We start from the raw sequence: 18,746 nt of genomic DNA, 5'->3' as shown, positions 1-18,746 counted from the left end.
AGCGACCCCATTCGCACCCGTGATGCGCTTCGATTCAGAGGCTCCCTTCCGCTGACGTCGCGCTCACGCATGCCCGTCACCCTCGAGGCCACGCGGGACGAACGGGAGTCCGGCAGGACCAGTACCGATGTCAGCGCCCGCGTTTCCGCTTATGTGTATCGCACGGCCCTCACCAACACCCTTCGCTGGCGCGCCTCCGATGACATCGAGCACACTACCGGCAGCCTGCAGGTCAGTCGCCGCGTACGCGACATGAGTTTGCGTGGCCAGATCGATTACGAGCTGGGCTCCGAGCGTGACATTTCCTCGTTAGCCCTCTCCGCCGAGAAGTATCTAGCAGATGGCTATCGCGGGACCCTGGGTATAGCCCACACCTTCGCCTCCCCCGAAACCCGTTATTCCGCCGGCTTTACCAAAAGCCTGGGACGCTTCGGGTTGGGTGTTAATGCCAGCTATATAGACACAGGAGATATCGCTCTAGGGGCGCAATTGTTTATTGCGATGGGCCGGGATGATCGGCGCTCCGACTGGCGATTCGGTGCCCGGCCGGTGGCGAACACTGGCGCCGCTTCCGTTCGCGTGTTCCTGGACGACAATCACGATGGCGTAATGGACGCCAATGAGGAGCCGCTGCAGGGGGCTGGATTCATGGTCAACGGCGCCAGGCACCGGGCACGCACGGATGCGGAAGGTATCGCCTATGTTGATCACTTGCCGGTGAAGCAGCATCTCGACATCGGGATAGACACCGCGACGCTGATAGACCCGCAATGGGCACCGGCGATCGAAGGATTGAGGCTGGTACCGCGCCCGGGCAGCGTGGCCAGCCTGGAGTTCCCGGTGCGCATGACCACGGAAATCGATGGCACGGTCTATCTGCTGGAGGACGGTGTCGAGCGCGGTGTCGGTGATATTGAGCTGGAATTACTGAACGACCGGCAAGAAATAGTGGCCCAGACAACAAGCAGTTGGGACGGTTTCTATATTGTGCCAGGGGTCATCGCCGGGGATTACCGGTTGAGAATCTCACCGCCGCAACTGCAACGTCTTAGCCTGAGCGATAGCGGCACAAGGGAGCTGAACGTCTCAGGCGATGGCACCTTCATCAGCGGCGTCAATCTAACAGTATGGCGATCATCGCCAACGGCATCGACTCATCCCGCCCCCCACTTCATGGAAGAAGTGGTCCCCAACATTCGGGCCAGGCGCCAAACCGAGCTTCCCCCTCCCGAGCTCGACAGATAGAATCTGTAACTTATTGATTAAAATCAGCTAGCTATTTTCAACCCGGCTTATTCATGAGGCAAGCCTGAAACGAACATAGCGAATGCTATTCTCTAGAGAAATCAGTGCGTTCCACCAAGAATTTGATTCCAGAAGACCATTCGCTATGGGTGAAAGCGTATCTCCCTGGATTCTGTCCTGCAACGGGTCCATCCGCGTTGATCTTGATGGCCAGCGCACCACCAGCGACAGCGGTGCCTTGCTGCTGCGCGAAGCCCTCGACAACAGCGGCGTGATCACCGCCCTTGAGGGTCACCTGGTCGACAGCGCGACCCGGATCGCGTCCGCCACAGCTTGGCCAGTCAACTCCGCACCGTGGTGTTACAACGGGCCATGGGCTGGATTGATCTCAGCGATACCACCACGCTGCGTCGTGCATGAAGGTCTTCTGCAGCTGGCGGCCTTGGTTTTATACCCGGCGGCACCACGATCCACGCAGCAGACAAGGCGACCACAACAGAGGTCGGCGGGCACGGCTGCCAACTGCTAACGCGAGAGCGACAGAATCTGAGCCCATCGTCCGGGCGCTTCGGAAGGCTCCCCTGCAGCCGGTCATCAAAGGCTGGCCCTAACGGACGAGCTCTGCCGTGCGCCGTGTGGTCGAGCCGAACCACAAGGGTTTGTCGACGACGAACTTCATCGAACGTTTCACCAGACCTTTCCCTGGGAAGAAGCCGAGGTCGAGCCACAACCGGATCACCGCCTGAGCCTCAAGATCGATGGTCTGCTCAATCGGCACCAGGAAACCTTCGTAATCACCCGCCGGGGTCGCGTACCGCTCTCGAGTGATGGGCATGACTCGGTGCTGGTACTCACCCGTGTATACAATCTCTCGCGTCTCTCTGTTAACGACCGTAGCCCCGCCAGAGGCGCTCCATGTCCGGTCGGGCACAATCCTGTTGGGTAGCAGCACCACGGGCGGCTCGTACAGCACAGTCTGGCCTTTCGTCAGCACGTCCAGACCGGTGAGCAGCACGCTGCCATCCCGGAGCACGGAAAGATGGAGGATGTTATAGTCGCCAAATCGAACTTCCCAGCGGCCTTCACCATCTACGGAACGCTGTTCCAGCACGACCTGCCGTCCCTCTCCGTCTCCGTCCACCACCTCGAACGTGCTTTCACCGGGGACCAGAGGGAAAAGCTCCCCGGCCTCAACTTCTGGAACCGTCGACACCGGAGGCACCGACGTCTCTGCGAGGGCGGCTCCAGCGGTGCAGAGGCCGACGCCGATCAGTATCGCTCGCGCGCAAGATAGGTACATTGCGTCTCTCCTGGAGTCCATGGGCAAGGTGCAGCGCAACACTCGTGGCAGTGAAGCGACGTCAACGGTAGAAACGGCGCCACTGGCTGGGGATTGTGGAGGCTTTCCCCTGAAGCACTTCCTGGCAAAAATTCGCGACACTCAACCTTCTCTGCCGGAGTATAGGCAATACCCGGCCAGCCGCGACGTAGACGTCGCAGCCCGAAGGGTAGTAGTGGGGTCGTCCCGGTCAATTGAACAGTCCTTGCTGCGGCGGCGCACGGCATGGCGGCCATCACCGGGCTGGGGGGTCGGCCGCTTTCCCGTATCCAGAGGGGTTAGGATCTGCTCGATCACTTCGGCATCCTCGATACACGCGATGATTTACACCGCCCCGCCGCAGGCCGAGCGGCGCTTCCACGAGGTGTCCGCCGCCGGCGAGCTATCAGCCTTCCTGCACGCCCTCGAGACCTTCAATGGCGATGCGGCGACCCGGCTGGCTGTTCACCCTCGCGTAGGTCGCCGCCGAGCAAGGCCTCCTAGGTACGTGACTTAGCTCACTGGCAGGATGGCCAACCGGAACGGTAGCGAGCCGCTTGCGTCCGGCACCAGTTCGGAAGGGAGATCATTCTGCTACTCCTAGGCGCTGGTAGTCTGTACAATGCGCGCCCTACATCCCTGCCCCGCGCCTAGGGTACTTTCCAAAACGTGTACATAGGTGCGTACATACAAGCGAGTCACACCTTATGAGCACGACCGTAAGTCCTTCAAATATAGACGCTCTCAGGAACATCGCCATCATCGCTCACGTCGACCACGGCAAGACCACCCTGGTCGACAAACTGCTCAGCCAATCCGGCACGCTCGACCGCAAGGCCGAGGGGCAGGAGCGCATCATGGACTCCAATGACCAGGAAAAGGAACGCGGCATCACCATCCTGGCCAAGAACACGGCGATCCGCTGGCAGGCCCCCGACGGCCAGTACTACCACATCAACATCGTCGACACGCCGGGACACGCCGACTTCGGCGGCGAGGTCGAGCGCGTCATGTCCATGGTCGATTCCGTGCTGCTGCTGGTGGACGCGGTCGACGGCCCCATGCCACAGACCCGCTTCGTCACCCAGAAGGCCTTCGACCAGGGCCTCAAGCCCATCGTGGTGGTCAACAAGATCGACCGTCCCGGCGCCCGCCCGGACTGGGTCATCGACCAGATCTTCGACCTGTTCGACAATCTCGGCGCCAGCGACGACCAGCTCGACTTTCCGATCATCTACTGTTCGGCGCTGAACGGCATCGCCGGGCCGGATCCCGAGGAGCTGGCCGAGGACATGACCCCCATGTTCCAGTCCATCGTCGATATCGTCGAGCCGCCCAAGGTCGAGCTCAATGGCCCCTTCCAGATGCAGATCTCTGCGCTGGACTACAACAGCTATGTCGGCGTCATCGGCCTGGGCCGTATCACGCGCGGCTCGGTGAAGCCCAACCAGCAGGTCACCGTCATCACCAAGGAAGGCAACACCCGCAAGGGCAAGATCGGCCAGGTGATGACCCACATGGGCCTGGAGCGCGTGCAGACCGACGAGGCCACCGCCGGCGACATCGTCTGCATCACCGGCATCGACAACCTGGCGATCTCCGACACCCTGTGCGACCCGGCCGCCGTCGAGGCGCTGCCGCCCCTCTCCGTGGACGAGCCCACCGTCTCGATGAGCTTCCAGGTCAACGACTCCCCCTTCGCCGGCAAGGACGGCAAGTTCGTCACCAGCCGCAACATCAAGGACCGGCTCGACCAGGAGCTTATCCACAACGTGGCGCTACGCGTCGAGCAGGGCGAGACCCCGGAGAAGTTCAAGGTCTCCGGCCGTGGCGAGCTGCACCTCTCGGTGCTGATCGAGACCATGCGCCGCGAGGGCTTTGAGCTTGCCGTGGGGCGTCCCGAGGTGATCATCCGCGAGATCGACGGGGAGAAGCAGGAGCCCTACGAGGAAGTGATCATCGACTGCGAGGAGCAGCACCAGGGCGCCATCATGGAGGAGCTCGGCTATCGCAAGGGCGAACTCCTCAACATGAACCCGGACGGCAAGGGCCGCGTGCGCCTCGACTTCATCATTCCCGCCCGCGGGCTGATCGGCTTCCGTGGCCAGTTCCTGACCCTGACCTCCGGCACCGGCATCCTCACCAGCCGCTTCGACCACTACGGCCCGCTCAAGCCCGATGCCTCCATCGAGCGTCGCAACGGCGTGCTGGTCTCCATGGTCTCCGGCAAGGCCCTGGCCTACGCCCTCTACGCCCTGCAGGAGCGCGGCAAGCTGATCATCGACCACGGCACCGAGGTCTACGAGGGCATGCTGATCGGCATCAACAACCGCGCCAACGACATGGTGGTCAATCCCACCAAGGGCAAGAAGCTCGACAACATGCGTGCCTCGGGCAACGACGAGAACATCGTGCTCACGCCGCCGGTGAACTTCAGCCTCGAGCAGGCCATCGAGTTCCTCGATGACGACGAGCTGGTCGAGATCACCCCGAACCACATCCGCCTGCGCAAGAAGCACCTGACCGAGAACGAGCGCAAGCGCGCCGGCAAGAAGTAACGTTCGCGGCCCATGTCGCCCCCAGAGCCCGCCATCCGGCGGGCTCTCTCGTTTCCACTCGCGGCGTGCTGTCGTTCACTGCATCGGCGACTATGCTGGAGGCTGGAAGTCCACCCGCCCGAAGGAGAACCCACATGCACAAGCACGTAGAGTGGGACGCCCCCGGCCGCGACAGCGTGCTGGAGCATTTCGCCAGCCATCCCGAGCAGCTCGCCGAACCGCGCCCCGGCGACATCCTCTCGGCCCGCTACCAGGGCACCATCGTCCGGGTGAAGGTCGAGGCCTGGGTCGACGGCACCAGTATCGGCGAGGTGGCGGCCCTGATCGCCGCCGACAACGGACGGCGCATGAAGTCACACGGCAAGCTCGCCCTCGGCGACACCGTGCGCCTGCCGGATGCCTGCCGCGCCCTGGAGCCCGAACCCAGCGCCCCCGAAAAGGACCCGGAGTAATTGCGCGCGCGGATACCATCCCCGCCGCCAACGGCCCCTAAACGGAGGCCGACTAGCCAGGCAGGGGCCTTGTGCCGCAAAGTTGGGGGGCAGGCCCACAAGGCCAACCAAGGCAATCCTGGATCCCCATGAGCACGCACAACGTCTGGACTCACAAGGGCACCTTCCTGCTGGCTGCCGTCGGCTCGGCCGTCGGGCTCGGCAACCTCTGGCGCTTCCCCTACCTGACCGGCGAGAACGGCGGCGGGGCCTTCATCCTGGTCTATGCTCTGACCATCTTCGCGGTGGGCATCCCCATCCTGATTGCCGAGATCATGCTGGGGCGCAACAGCCGCCGCAGCCCGATCATGGGCATGCGCTTCCTGACCCATACCCACAACACCTCGCGCGCCTGGGAGACCATCGGCTGGCTGGGCGCCACCTCGGCTTTCCTGATCCTGAGCTTCTACTCGGTGATCGCCGGCTGGGCGATCCACTACACCGGGCTGATGTTCACCGGCTCCATGATCGACGTGGCCGCCGCCGACGTGGGCCAGAACTTCGATGCCCTGCTCGCCTCGCCCGCGCTGCTGACGCTCTATCACACCCTGTTCATTGCCGCCTCGGCGCTGATCGTGGGCCTCGGCATCCACAAGGGCATCGAGACAGGGCTGCGCGTGCTGATGCCCTCGCTGTTCGTGATCCTGCTGGTGGTGCTGGGCTACGGCGCCATCATCGGCGACTTCGCCGCCGCCGCCGACTTCCTGTTCACCTTCAACCTCGCCGATCTCAGCCTGGAGGGCTGGCTGCAGGCCATGGGCCAGTCCTTCTTCACGCTGAGCCTGGGCATGGGCGCCATCATGGCCTATGGCGCCTACATGTCCGGCGAAGCCTCGCTGACCCGCACCGCCTTCGCCATTGCCGTGGTCGACACCGCCGTCGCCATGGTCGCCGGCCTGGCGATCTTCTCGCTGGTCTTCGGTGCCGGGCTCAACCCTGGGGAGGGACCGGGGTTGATGTTCGTCACCCTGCCGCTGGCCTTCGCCGAGATGCCCGGCGGCGCACTGATCGGCGGCACCTTCTTCATCCTGGTGCTGGGCGCGGCCATCAGCTCCTCGATCTCGCTGATCGAGCCGGTGGCGGCCTTCCTGGTCGAGCGTTTCGACATGACCCGGCCCCAGGCCGTGACGATCATGGTCATCGCCAGCTGGGCGCTGGGGCTGCTCACCGTGCTCAGCTTCAACCTCTGGGCCGAGGGCACGATCTTTCACGTCCTGTTCGGACGCAGCGCCTTCGACCTCATCGAGCTACTGACCAATATCTTCATGCCGCTGGGGGGGCTTTTGATCGCGCTCTTCGCCGGCTGGGCGCTGACCCACTCCGAGGTGATGAAGGAGATGCGCACCAACGAGCGCTGGTTCCGCATCTGGCGGTTCCTGGTGCGCTTCGTGGCCCCCGCGGCGGTCGCCTTCGTCTTCCTGCGCAGCATTCCGCAGGTAGAGGGCTACCTGACCTCGGCCATCGGCGCCGTGGTGATCGTCGGCGCCTTCGCCGCCGGCCGCACCTTCCTGGCCGACAACACCCAGGACCTATAGGAACAACAACCGACGGAATCCGACATGGCAGCCATCATCGACGTCCAGCACGTCCACAAGGCCTTCGGTGGCCTCAAGGTCATCAATGACTGCTCGATCCAGGTGGAGCAGGGCTCGATCACCGGCCTGATCGGCCCCAACGGCGCCGGCAAGTCGACGCTGTTCAACATCATCGCCGGGGCCCTGCCGCTGGACAGCGGCCGGATCCTGCTCGACGACGAGGAGATCACCAACCGGCCCGCCAATGAGCTGTTTCACAAGGGACTGCTGCGCACCTTCCAGATCGCCCACGAATTTGCTCATATGACGGCGCTGGAGAACCTCATGATGGTGCCACCTGCCCAGGCCGGCGAGAGCCTGTTCAACGCCTGGTTCAAGCCCACCCTGGTGGGTATGCAGGAGGCCGATGTGCGCCGCCGGGCACTGGAGGTGATCGATTTCATCGGCCTGCACCACGTGCGCAACGAGCTGGCCGGCAATCTCTCCGGTGGCCAGAAGAAGCTGCTGGAGCTCGGCCGCACCATGATGACCGACGCCCGGGTGGTGCTGCTCGACGAGATCGCCGCCGGCGTCAACCGCACCCTGCTCGGCGAGCTGGTGACCAACATCGAGCGGCTCAACCGCGAGATGGGCTACACCTTCCTGGTCATCGAGCACGACATGGACATGATCGCCCGACTCTGCGATCCGGTGATCGTGCTCGCCCAGGGCAGCGTGATGGTCGAGGGCTCGATCGAGGAGATCCAGAACAACCCGCAGGTCATCGAGGCCTACTTCGGCGCCGCGTCCTGACGGAAGAGCCACCGCCCGAGGGCAGGCTCCCGGACAGCGCAGTCCAGCGCTTTCCAACAACGAAAACGAACGCAGAGAACATCTGACAATGCCATTACTCGACGCACGCGACGTGCACGGTGGCTACGGCGGCATGAACATCCTCAACGGGGTGGACATGGCCATCGAGGCCGACGAGATCGGCGTGATCGTCGGCCCCAACGGCGCCGGCAAGTCCACCATGCTCAAGGCCATCTTCGGCCTGCTCCACGTCAACCAGGGCGAGATCCTGCTGCGTGGCAAGCCGATCCACAACCTGCCGCCCAACAAGCTGGTGCAGCAAGGCATGGGCTTCGTCCCCCAGGAGAAGAACGTCTTCCCGAGCCTCACGGTGAAGGAGAACCTGGAGATGGGCGCCTTCCTCAAGCCCGGCAACGTCAAGCGCATGCTGGGGCAGGTCTATGACTTCTTCCCGCCGCTCCATGACAAGCGCCACCAGCCCGCCGGCGAGCTCTCCGGTGGCCAGCGACAGATGGTGGCCATGGGCCGGGCGCTGATGGCCGAGCCCAGCCTGCTGCTGCTCGACGAGCCCACCGCCGGCCTCTCGCCACTCTACATGAACGAGATCTTCGAGCAGGTAAAGCTGGTCAACTCGGCCGGCGTGGGCATCCTGATGGTCGAGCAGAACGCCAAGCAGGCCCTGTCCATCGCCGACCGGGGCTTCGTGCTGGCCGCTGGCCAGAACCGTTTCACCGATACCGGTGCCGCCCTGCTGGCCGACCCGGAAGTCGCCAAGAGCTTCCTCGGTGGCTAGCCCCCGGAGCCTGTACTGGAGAACCCTCCCGTGAACGAACTCGTCTTCTTTATCAACAACGTGGTAATCGCCGGCAGCGTGAGTGGCTCGATCTACGCCATCGGCGCGGTGGGCGTGACGCTGATCTTCAGCATCATGCGCTTCGCTCACTTCGCCCATGGCGACATGATGACCTTCGGCGCCTTCATGGTGCTGTTGCTGACCACCGCCTTCCCCGGGGCGGGCGCCGCCTTCGGCGTGCCCTCTGCGCTGGTCCTGCTGCCGCTGGCCATGGTGCTCACCGCGCTGCTCGCGGTGGGCATCGACAAGGCGTTCTACAAGCCGCTGCGCGCCCACGGCGTCAAGCCGATCGTGCTGGTCATCGGCTCGCTGGGGGTGACGCTGATGCTTCAGGGCCTGATCCGGCTGTTTGCGGGCACCAGCGGTCAAAGCCTCTATGTCGATGACCGCAAGGAGATCTTCCGCCTCGCCCTGCCCTTCGAGGGCGTGCGAGCCCCGGTGGTGATCACCGAACCGCAGCTCTATCTCTTCGTGATCACCCTTGTCGCCGTCGTCGGGCTGCATGTCTTCCTCAACCGCTCACGGCTGGGCAAGGCGATGCGTGCCATGTCCGACAATCCCGACCTGGCCCAGGCCTCGGGCATCAACACCAACACCATCGTCGCCGTGACCTGGGTGATCGCCGGAGGGCTGGCCGCCATCGCCGGCACCCTGCTGTCGCTGGATGTGACCTTCAAGCCCGACCTCAGCTTCTTCCTGCTGCTGCCGATCTTTGCCGCCGCCATTGTCGGCGGCGTGGGCCACCCCTATGGCGCCGTCGCCGGCGGCTTCGTGGTCGGCTTCGCCGAGACCCTTGCCGTCTTCAACTGGAGCGTGATGCTGCGGCCCTTCCGCGACAGCCTGCCGGAGTGGCTGACCCAGTCCGGCAACCTGGCCTTCGTCGGCACCGAGTACAAGATCGTGGTGCCCTTCTTCATCCTGGTCGTCATCCTGGTGTGGCGTCCCACCGGCATCTTCAAGGGCAAGGTGATCTGATGGATACCAAACGCGCCGATACCGTCGCCACGCCGCGCCGCTTCCCGCTGCGCGAAGTCATTCTCTTCGCTGCCGTGCTGGTCGCCGTCCTGAGCGTCTATGCCGCGATGGGGCCGGCCTACAGCACTCGCATGCTGGTGGAGGCCGCCTGCTACGCCATCCTGGCGCTGGGCCTGACCATCCAATGGGGCTATGCCGGCCAGTTCAACGCCGGTGTGATGGGCTTCGTGGCCCTGGGCGGCTTCTGTGCCATGCTCTTCAGCTTTCCGGTCAATCCAGACTTCTGGGAGAGCGAGCTGCCCGGTGAGCTGGGCCTGGCATTGTTCTACATGGTCGCCGCCGTGCTGGTGGTAGTCGGCGGCACCCGGCTCGACCGGCTCGGCGTGCCGAAAAAGCTGCGTACCGTCATCGCCATCGTCCTCGGGGTGGTGCTCTACCTGGTGGTGGTCAATGCCTTCCGCGGCGTGACCGATCAGATCGAATCCCGCGCCGGCTTCATCGGCGGCCTGGGCCTGCCGGTCGGCGTCGGCTGGATCGTCGGTGGGGCGCTGGCCGGAGGCGTCGGCTACTTCATTGGCCGCGTCTGCCTGGGGCTGCGCAGCGACTATCTGGCCATCGCCACCCTGGGCATCGCCGAGATCATCAAGGCCTTCTTCAAGAACTCCGACTGGCTGACCCGCGGCACCGCAACCGTCTCGCCGCTCCCCTGGCCGGTACCGGGGCCGGCCGAGGTCGGGTTCACCCTGGCTCGTGCCCTCTACTTCTCGGTCACCGCGGTGATGATCGCGGTCATCTTCTTCCTGCTGACCCGCGCCTACCACGCGCCCTGGGGACGCATGATCCGCGCAATCCGCGACAACGAGATCTCCGCCGCCGCCATGGGCAAGGACATCAACAAGCGTCGCCTCGAGATCTTCGTGCTGGGCTGCATCCTGATGGGCATCGGCGGGGCGGCCCTGGCCAGCTTCAACAGCATGTTCGACCCCCAGGGGTACCTGCCGCTCAACCACACCTTCCTGGTGCTGGTCATGGTCATCCTCGGCGGGCCCGGCAACAATCTCGGCACCATCTTCGGTGCGGTGGCGGTCTACATCATCTGGATCATGTCTGGGCCAATGGCCCTGTTCCTGATGGAACTGGTCGTCACCTTCGGCGAGGGCACTTTCGGCTGGGAAGCACCCACCAACATGGATAGTCGAGCCCTGCAGGCGCGGGTCTTCGTAATCGGCCTGCTGATCACCCTGGTGCTGCGCTATGCGCCCAAGGGTCTGCTGCCCGAGAAGGTCCGTCACCACGGGTGACCCAGTATGTAAGCCGTAAGTCGCGTAGGCTGGATAAGCCGAAGGCGCATCCGGCGTATCATGCCCGGTGCGCTGGCGCTTACCGGGCCTACGGTCGGATGGCCGGCCGGTATCGCACGGTCAAGCATCACGCCAGTCTGCGATGCACCAATGCAAAGGCCCCGGCGGTTGCCCGCCGGGGCCTCGTGCCTTCGCGACCGACGCCTCAGGCGTCGTCGGCCTCGAGCTCGCCGACCTGAACGAACTCGCCGTCCTCGACAACCATCTCGACCACGATGCCCGGAACGTCACCATTCTCGTCGAACTCGTGAGTGCCCGAGGCACCCTGATAGTTGATCTCGGTGCCGGCGGCGATCAGCTCCACTGCCTTTTCCCACTCGCCGGGCAGGATCACCTCGCCGGGGGCGGTGGCAACGCTGCGCAGCGCCGCGGAGAGCCCCTCACGCTCGGCGCTGCCATTCTGCTCCATGGCCAGCGCCAGCAGGAAGGCGGCGTCGTAGGCCTGAGCCGCAAAGACCGCATCCGGGTCGACATCGGCCTCACCGGCGGCCTCGGCGAACATGGCGGTACCGGGCAAGTCCGGGCTGCCCGGCCGGGTCGCGATCATGCCCTCGAGCACATCCGCGCCCACGGCATCCACCAGGCTGTTGCCGACCATGCCGTCGGCCCCCACGTACTGGGTGAACATGCCGCTCTCGTAGGCCTGGCGCAGTACCGTCTGGCCGGAGGTGTCGGCATAGGCCAGCACCACCAGGTTCGGCACGCCGGTGGACGAGAGGGTACCGAGCTCGGAACGGTAGTCGGCGCGGTTATCCTCGTGGGCCAGGTTCGCGGCGACCGTGCCGCCCTCGGCCTCGAAGGTCGTGGTGAAGGCGTCGGACAGGCCCTGACCATAGTCATTGTTGACGTAGGTGACCGCCACCTCGTCGATGCCTTTCTCGATCAGCAGCTTGGCCAGCATCTCGCCCTGGAAGGCATCCGAGGGCACGGTGCGGAACACCAGGTCGTTGTCGTCCAGCTCGCTGACCGCCGGGGCCGTGGAGGCCGGCGAGACCATCACCACCCCGCCGGGGATGGCGGCGTTGTTGGCCGCTGCGATGGTAGCGCCGGTGCACAGGGCCCCGACGATGGCCGTGACCTGCTCGGTGTTGACCATGCGGTCGGCTGCGTTGGAGGCCGCCGAGGCATCGGAACAGGTGGTATCACCGGTGGGCATCTCGATCATCTGGCCATCGAGAAGACCACCCTGCTCATTGATCTGGGTCACCGCCAGTTGGGCACCGTCGAAGATCGGCGGGGTCAGGCTCTCGATCCCGCCGGTAAAGCCACCCAGGAAACCGATCTTGACCTCGGCCTGGGCCATGCCGGAAAGGGCCACCGTGGACGCGGCGACTGCCATCGCCAGTACGTGTTTTTTCATGATTGTTTGTCTCGCTCAGGTTGCTTGCGTTACACACCCACACAATCTGGAACCCTTCTCCGCAGAACACAAGCTCGCCTCGCCAACGTTCACGGAGACGGCGCCTATACTGACAGGCGTCCACCAACCCTGGAGGCACACCATGAACCACCCGCTTCACGCCACCCTGACCCTGGCCGCCACCCTGGGCCTCGCCACCGGCAGCGCCCTTGCCTTCGAGCCCACCGGCCAGGACGTGACCTACGACGTCGCCGATGAAGCCTTCGAGGGCTATCTCGCCACCGCCGAGGGCGAGGCTCGCGGGACCGTGCTGGTCATCCACGACTGGGACGGCCTCGATGACTACGAGCGCCAGCGTGCCGACATGCTCGCCGAACAGGGCTATGACGCCTTCGCCGTCGACCTCTACGGCCAGGGCAATCGGCCGGCGGAGATCGATGCCAAGAAGGCCGAGACCGCCCGCCTCTACGAGGACCGCGAACGCATGCGCACCCTGACCCTGGCCGGCCTGGCCGAGGCCCGCGACCAGGGGGCCGCCCGGCCCACCGTGGTAATGGGCTACTGCTTCGGCGGCGCCGTGGTGCTGGAGCTCGCCCGTTCCGGCGAGACAGCGGATGTGGCCGGGTATGCCACCTTCCATGGCGGCCTGGCGACCCCCGAGGGCCAGTCCTACGACGACGATACCGCCCCGATCCTGGTCGCCCACGGCGGCGCCGACCAGTCGATCTCCCTGGACGACGTCGCCACCCTGGGCGAGGAGCTCGAGGCCGCCGGCGTCACCTACGAGATACAGATCTACTCCGGCGCCCCCCACGCCTTCACCGTCTTCGGCAGCGACCGCTACCAGCAGAGGGCCGACGAGACGTCCTGGGCCGCCTTCCTCGGGCTGCTCGACGAGGTGCTGTGACCATGCACATCACTCCCCTCTCCGGCAGCCGCAGCGAGATCGGCGAGGCCCACGGCCGCGCCCACGCCGGGTTAATCACCCACAGCCTCGAAGTCTACGACCGGCTGTTCCAGGACTTCGCGGGGCTCGACTGGGCCGCGGCGCGCCAGACGGCCAGCCGCTTCCTGCCGATGATCGAGCGCGGCTTCCCGGCGATCCTCGAGGAGATGGACGGCATCGCCCGCGGGGCCGGGCTCGACTTCGCGGACATCCTCACCCTCAACTGCCGCAGCGAGATCTCGCTGACCCAGGCCAGCGGCGGCTGCTCCGCCTTCGCCCTGAATCGTCAGGGCACCCAGTGGCTGGCCCAGAACTGGGACTGGCGCACCGACCAGCTGCACAACGTGGTGGCCCTGGAGATCAACGGCCTCGATGCCCCCACCCTGATCAGCATCGGTGAGGCCGGCATGGTGGCCAAGATCGGCATGAACGAGCACGGCATCGGGGTCTGCCTCAACGCTATCCGCTCGCGGACCTGCGGCGAGGGGCTGCCCATCCACGTCGCCCTGCGCAAGATCCTCGAGAGCGCCGACATGGAAGCCGCCGTGGCCGTGGCCAGCCGCGATCGCGTCTGCTCGCCCGCCCATTTTCTGATCGCCAGCGCCGACGGCACGGCCGCCGGCCTGGAGGTCCACCCCGGCGAACCGGGCCGGCTGGCCCCGGAGGACGGCATGGTCACCCACACCAACCACCTCTATGCCCGTGCCGCCACCTGCCAGGTCGAGGATTTTCCGCGCCCCGACTCCCGCCCGCGCCTGGCGCGGCTGGATACCCTGCTGCGCGAGCGGCTGCCCGCCGAGGGCAAGATCGGCGAGCGTGAGCTGTTCGCCATCCTCAGTGACCATGACAACGCGCCGCTCTCCATCTGCCGCCACTTCAACCCCGACCAGCCCCCCGAGGAGCGCATGGAAACGCTATTCGGGGTCGTCATGAACCTTAGCGAGCGGCGCCTGACCCTGCGTCACGGCAAGCCCTGCGAGAGTGACGAGAGCCTGACCGTGCAGTTTGGTGCCGAGTGACCGTTCGCCGGCGCCTGGTGCAAGACAAATGCGGCACAGATGCAAACGACAATACTTGTTACAGGTAACGAGTCGCATCCCGGCTCGGCGGAGACGTCGGCCTGGCCGGCATTCCATGCAGGTCAACGAAATGTAGCCAACGACAGGCTATGATGGGAGTCTGTATTTGCTGCATCGCAATACCCATCACTGGAGTTGCTACCATGGATGCGCCAAACGACGACCGCTATATCGAAAATCGCACCTTCGACGAAATCCAGGTGGGCGACGAAGCGCACCTCGAAAAGCGCCTGACCCTGGATGACATCAAGCTGTTCGCCATCATGTCCGGGGACGTCAATCCATCCCATGTGGACGATGATTTCGCGCGCAGCTCCAGCTTCCAGGAAATCATCGCTCACGGTATGTGGGGCGGTGCACTGATCTCCACCGTACTGGGCACCCAGTTGCCTGGCCCCGGCACCCTCTACCTGGGGCAGACGCTGAACTTTCGGAAACCGGTCTCGCTGGGCGACGTGCTCAAGGTCAGCGTGCGTGTCTCTGCCAAGGACGATGCCCGCTCACAGGTGACCCTGGACTGCCGCTGCGAGAACCAGAAGGGAAACGTCGTCATCGAGGGCGAGGCCCGGGTGCTCGCGCCCAAGGAGAAGATCCGCCGGCCGCGCACCGTGATGCCCTCGGTGCGCCTGGCCGAACGTGGCCGCCTGCACGAGATCCTCTCCGCCGCCGACCACCCACCCGCCATTTGCGTCGCCGTGGTCCATCCCGTGGACGACGTCTCGCTGACCGGCGCCGTGGCCGCCGCCGAGCATGGCCTGATCATCCCCTTGCTGATCGGCCCGAAAGCCAAGATCCACGCCGCGGCGGAAAACGCCGAGCTCGACATCAGCGACATCGAACTGATCGACGTGCCGCACAGCCATGCCGCCGCGGAGCGCGGTGTGGCCCTGGTGCGGGAGGGGCGCGCGGAGGCCCTCATGAAGGGCGCCCTGCACACCGACGAGCTGATGCACGAGGTGCTCAAGCACGATGGCGGCCTGCGCACCGAGCGCAACATCAGCCACGTCATGGCCTTCGACGTACCGACCTATCCACGGCCGCTGTTCATCACCGATGCCGCCATCAACATCACGCCCAACCTCGATGAAAAGCGCGACATCGTCCGCAACGCCATCGAGCTGGCCCACGCGCTGGGCAATCGCGATCCCAAGGTCGCCATTCTTGCCGCCGTGGAAACCGTCAATGCCAAGATGCCCTCGACCCTGGACGCCGCCGCCCTGTGCAAGATGGCCGACCGCGGCCAGATAGAAGGCGGCACCCTCGACGGCCCACTGGCCTTCGACAACGCCATCTCCGAGGATGCCGCACGCACCAAGGGCATCGAATCGCCGGTCGCCGGCCGGGCCGACATCCTGGTCGCCCCGGATCTGGAAGCGGCCAACATGCTCATGAAGCAGCTGACCTACCTGGCCGACGCCACCGGCGCCGGGCTGGTGCTGGGCGCCCGGGTCCCCATCATCCTGACCAGCCGCGCCGACGAAGCCATCACCCGCATGGCCTCCTGCGCCCTGGCCCTGCTGGTGGCCGACCGCCAGAAGCGGAAAAGCCCACCCGGCCAGGAAGACTGAGTTAACGGAGCCCGACATGCGCCATATCCTCACCCTCAACAGTGGCTCGTCCAGCCTGAAGTTTGCCCTCTACCCACTGACGGGTGCCACATCGCTCGATACCCTGACGCCCCGCTATCGCGGCAAGTTTTCCGGGTTGAATGGCGGCACGCCCAAGCTGTCGCTGAAAGACGACGAGGGCCAGCCCGTCGACGTGGCCATGGACGATCTGCCCGCCACACTCGACCTGCCCGGCGCCCTCGAGCGCCTGCTGCACTGGCTCGACAGCCTGTCGGAGCTGTCGCTTGCCGTGGTGGGGCATCGGGTGGTGCACGGCGGCCGCGACTACCATCGCCCGGTGGCACTCACCTCCGAGATCACCGCAGCGCTGAAAGAGCTCGAATCGCTGGCACCGTTGCATCAGCCCTACTGCCTGGCGCCCATAGCGCCGCTCGCCGAGCGCTACCCCGACCTGCCCCAGGTGGCCTGCTTTGACACCGCGTTTCATGCCGACCAGCCCGACGTGGCCCGTCAGTTTGCCTTGCCCCACGAGATGACCGAACGCGGCCTGGTCCGCTATGGCTTCCACGGCCTCTCCTACGACTACATCAATCAGGTGCTGCCCCAGTACCTGGGCGAGGCCCGGCGCGAGCGGGTGATCGTCGCCCACCTGGGCAACGGCTCCAGCCTCTGTGCCATCCACAACGGCACCAGCGTGGCCACCACCATGGGTTTCACCGCCATCGAGGGCATGCCCATGGGCACCCGCAGCGGCAGCCTCGACCCCGGGCTGGTGCTGCACCTGATCCAGCAGGAAGGCATGAGTGTCGACGAGGTCAGCGAGCTACTCTACAAGCGCTCCGGCCTGCTCGGGGTTTCCGGCATCAGCGGCGACATGCGCGAGCTGCTCGAAAGCCCCGCGCCCGAGGCCCGCGAAGCGATAGCCCTCTATGCCTACCGCGCCGTGCGCGAGATCGGCAGCCTGGCTGCCGCCCTGGGCGGTCTCGACCAGCTGGTCTTCACCGCCGGCATCGGCGAACGCGCCGGGCCGGTGCGCGAAGCCATCTGCCAGGGCTGCGAGTGGCTGGGCCTCACGCTCGACGCCGACGCCAACCGCCGCGATGCCAGCCGCATCAGCACCGCCGACAGCCGTGTCGGCACCTGGGTGATTCCTACCGACGAGGAGCGCATGATCGCCTGGTACAGCGCCCGGGTGGTCGGCCAGGCATAGTCCGCTGCGACAGCGGCTGACCATGCGACCGGCGCCTTCCCGCCCGAGGCGTCGGCGCTAGCCCGCCAGCGCCTCCTCCACCAGACCGCGCGCCTCGGTCGTCATCGGCAGCGCCAGCGCCAGCTCATGGGCCTGCGGCGACATCTTCTTCCAGGTCATCTGCACGATGCGGATCAGGTGATCGTGGTCGATCTGCTTCGCGAAGTCGCCGAAGTAGTTCTCCAGGAACACCAGGCAAGCGCAGTCCTCCACCGCCTGGGCGCCCGGGTCACGCCCCAGCCCCTGCTTGCGGATCATCCGCGCCACCGCCTCGGCCTGCTCGGCGGAGTAGCCCGCCTCGCGCATCAGCCGTGCCGTGGTCTCGCCGGCGCGCTGACCCTGGTCGCGACGCCAGGTGAGATAGCCCACCCGGCCCTCGGGGTAATCGCTGCGCGGCACCTCCCAGCGCTGCAGATGCTGGCCGCGCACCGCCAGGCACACCAGCTCGTCGGGCTGGTCATGCAGCCGCTCCAGCCAGGCACTCATGCGCCCGGCATGCCACAGCTCCTGGGGCACCGGCTCGCCGTCTACCTCCACCCTGCGCGGATCCTCCGCATGCAGGGCATCCAGGGCGGCCAGGGTCTTCGCATAGGGGGTATCGGACATGTTCACTCCTTGTGATCGACGGCGCATCGCTCCCGCTGGCTCACAGCCTATCAGCGAACATGCCGATCAGGGCGAAGGCAAGCCCGAGGCGGGATACACTGACCGGAAGACCGAGGTACAGCGACGAGGAGAAGCACCATGAAATATATCTTCGAGGTGCACATCCGCGACGGCTATCAAGCCGAGGACTACGCCAAGGCGTGGGTCCGCGCCAGCGAGATCATCCAGCAGGCGCCGGGGGCACGGGGCACCGAGCTGCATCGCAAGATCGGCGACCCCTCCACCCTGATCGCCATCGCCCACTGGGATAGCAAGGCCAGCCGCGACGCCATGGAGGCCCAGCCGAACCCGGCAGTAAAAGAGATCATCCGCCGCGCGGCCCCCTGCTGCGAGATCCGTCTGATTGGCGAGTTCGAGGAGCCAGAGTGGGTGGTAATGCCGCCCGAAAGACACTGAGCTGCCTGGGCGGCAGTGAAGAGCGTTGGCCAAAACTAAAAGGTTCTTCACAGACTGGCGTGACGCCATATTTCAGAAGGATAACGAATCCCCAGAGGACCGCGTAGGCCCGGTAAGCGCCAGCGCACCGGGCATGGAAAGATCGGCAGCACCGCGCTGAAGCGCCTACAGCTTTTCCAACCTACCTCAATGGCAGCCTGTCTTCAGGCTAACGACAACTACCCGCCGAACTCGCCACCTTAATCGAGACCAAGCAGCCAAAGTAGTTAATGTCGCATATTGACCGTTGCCGGGTCGGTTTCTGTCCGGGCGGGGCGCGACTCGAGGTATGCGCGCTCGACCTGTCGATCGGTG

Annotated in this window: 16 protein-coding genes and 1 pseudogene; 14 read left to right on the top strand and 3 right to left on the bottom strand. The window is 65.3% G+C overall.

Annotated features, from left to right (window positions below):
• Both RI841_RS05500 and RI841_RS05495 read left to right on the top strand, forming a co-directional pair.
• The coding region (locus RI841_RS05500; RefSeq protein WP_310704576.1) for a hypothetical protein at positions 1-1,245 on the top strand (1,245 nt) is incomplete at its 5' end.
• An 82-nt stretch (positions 1,246-1,327) separates the two neighbouring features.
• Positions 1,328-1,659 (top strand): annotated as a pseudogene (locus tag RI841_RS05495) (transposase); the annotation flags it as partial.
• Between the two features lie 193 nt (positions 1,660-1,852).
• On the opposite strand, the gene RI841_RS05490 reads toward RI841_RS05495, so the two are convergent.
• On the bottom strand, positions 1,853-2,545 hold the full coding sequence (locus tag RI841_RS05490) for a hypothetical protein (RefSeq protein ID WP_310704575.1): 693 nt from the start codon (positions 2,543-2,545) through the stop codon (positions 1,853-1,855).
• A gap of 725 nt (positions 2,546-3,270) precedes the next feature.
• Between RI841_RS05490 and typA the strand changes: the two genes are divergently transcribed.
• The 7 genes from typA (at position 3,271) to RI841_RS05455 (ending at position 11,068) form a co-directional block, all read left to right on the top strand.
• Positions 3,271-5,121 carry a translational GTPase TypA gene (gene typA / locus RI841_RS05485; RefSeq protein WP_310704574.1) on the top strand — a complete coding sequence of 617 codons (1,851 nt, stop codon included), beginning with the start codon at positions 3,271-3,273 and terminating at the stop codon, positions 5,119-5,121.
• Between the two features lie 134 nt (positions 5,122-5,255).
• Positions 5,256-5,573: a hypothetical protein gene (locus RI841_RS05480; RefSeq protein WP_310704572.1), complete on the top strand. Its 318-nt coding sequence runs from the start codon at positions 5,256-5,258 to the stop codon at positions 5,571-5,573.
• Between the two features lie 128 nt (positions 5,574-5,701).
• Entirely contained in the window at positions 5,702-7,147 is a 1,446-nt protein-coding gene (locus tag RI841_RS05475) for a sodium-dependent transporter (RefSeq protein WP_310704571.1), read from the top strand.
• A 24-nt stretch (positions 7,148-7,171) separates the two neighbouring features.
• Positions 7,172-7,939, top strand: a complete 768-nt coding sequence (locus RI841_RS05470; protein ID WP_310704570.1) for an ABC transporter ATP-binding protein — start codon at positions 7,172-7,174, stop codon at positions 7,937-7,939.
• Between the two features lie 88 nt (positions 7,940-8,027).
• Positions 8,028-8,732: an ABC transporter ATP-binding protein gene (locus tag RI841_RS05465; protein WP_310704569.1), complete on the top strand. Its 705-nt coding sequence runs from the start codon at positions 8,028-8,030 to the stop codon at positions 8,730-8,732.
• Between the two features lie 30 nt (positions 8,733-8,762).
• The gene (locus RI841_RS05460; RefSeq protein WP_310704568.1) at positions 8,763-9,767 is read left to right on the top strand and encodes a branched-chain amino acid ABC transporter permease; all 1,005 of its coding nucleotides are present in this window, start codon (positions 8,763-8,765) and stop codon (positions 9,765-9,767) included.
• Positions 9,767-11,068, top strand: coding sequence for a branched-chain amino acid ABC transporter permease (locus RI841_RS05455; RefSeq protein WP_310704567.1), 1,302 nt, complete (start codon positions 9,767-9,769; stop codon positions 11,066-11,068). The genes RI841_RS05460 and RI841_RS05455 overlap by 1 nt, the downstream gene beginning before the upstream one ends.
• 205 nt (positions 11,069-11,273) lie before the next feature.
• Here the strand turns inward: RI841_RS05455 and RI841_RS05450 are convergent, their stop codons facing one another.
• Entirely contained in the window at positions 11,274-12,488 is a 1,215-nt protein-coding gene (locus RI841_RS05450) for an ABC transporter substrate-binding protein (protein WP_405000915.1), read from the bottom strand.
• Positions 12,489-12,630: 142 nt separating this feature from the next.
• Here RI841_RS05450 and RI841_RS05445 point away from each other — a divergent pair, with 142 nt between their 5' ends.
• The 4 genes from RI841_RS05445 (at position 12,631) to RI841_RS05430 (ending at position 17,291) form a co-directional block, all read left to right on the top strand.
• Positions 12,631-13,395 (top strand): dienelactone hydrolase family protein, encoded by a 765-nt coding sequence (locus tag RI841_RS05445; protein ID WP_310704566.1) that lies wholly within the window; start codon positions 12,631-12,633, stop codon positions 13,393-13,395.
• 2 nt (positions 13,396-13,397) lie between these two features.
• Positions 13,398-14,453 carry a C45 family peptidase gene (locus RI841_RS05440; RefSeq protein ID WP_310704565.1) on the top strand — a complete coding sequence of 352 codons (1,056 nt, stop codon included), beginning with the start codon at positions 13,398-13,400 and terminating at the stop codon, positions 14,451-14,453.
• A gap of 203 nt (positions 14,454-14,656) precedes the next feature.
• Positions 14,657-16,081 carry a bifunctional enoyl-CoA hydratase/phosphate acetyltransferase gene (locus RI841_RS05435; protein ID WP_310704564.1) on the top strand — a complete coding sequence of 475 codons (1,425 nt, stop codon included), beginning with the start codon at positions 14,657-14,659 and terminating at the stop codon, positions 16,079-16,081.
• Between the two features lie 16 nt (positions 16,082-16,097).
• Complete coding sequence (locus RI841_RS05430; RefSeq protein WP_310704563.1) at positions 16,098-17,291, top strand: acetate/propionate family kinase; 1,194 nt, start codon at positions 16,098-16,100, stop codon at positions 17,289-17,291.
• A 57-nt stretch (positions 17,292-17,348) separates the two neighbouring features.
• On the opposite strand, the gene RI841_RS05425 is transcribed toward RI841_RS05430, so the two are convergent.
• Positions 17,349-17,936, bottom strand: a complete 588-nt coding sequence (locus tag RI841_RS05425) for a DUF4202 domain-containing protein (protein ID WP_310704562.1) — start codon at positions 17,934-17,936, stop codon at positions 17,349-17,351.
• 138 nt (positions 17,937-18,074) lie between these two features.
• Between RI841_RS05425 and RI841_RS05420 the strand changes: the two genes are divergently transcribed.
• Positions 18,075-18,392, top strand: a complete 318-nt coding sequence (locus RI841_RS05420) for an antibiotic biosynthesis monooxygenase (protein WP_310704561.1) — start codon at positions 18,075-18,077, stop codon at positions 18,390-18,392.
• Positions 18,393-18,746: the final 354 nt, after the last annotated feature.

Source organism: Halomonas sp. (genome assembly GCF_031581305.1).
Classification (GTDB): Bacteria; Pseudomonadota; Gammaproteobacteria; order Pseudomonadales; family Halomonadaceae; genus Halomonas.
The sequence above is the reverse complement of the archived record's forward strand: the minus strand, read 5'-3'. Positions and strand labels throughout refer to the sequence as shown.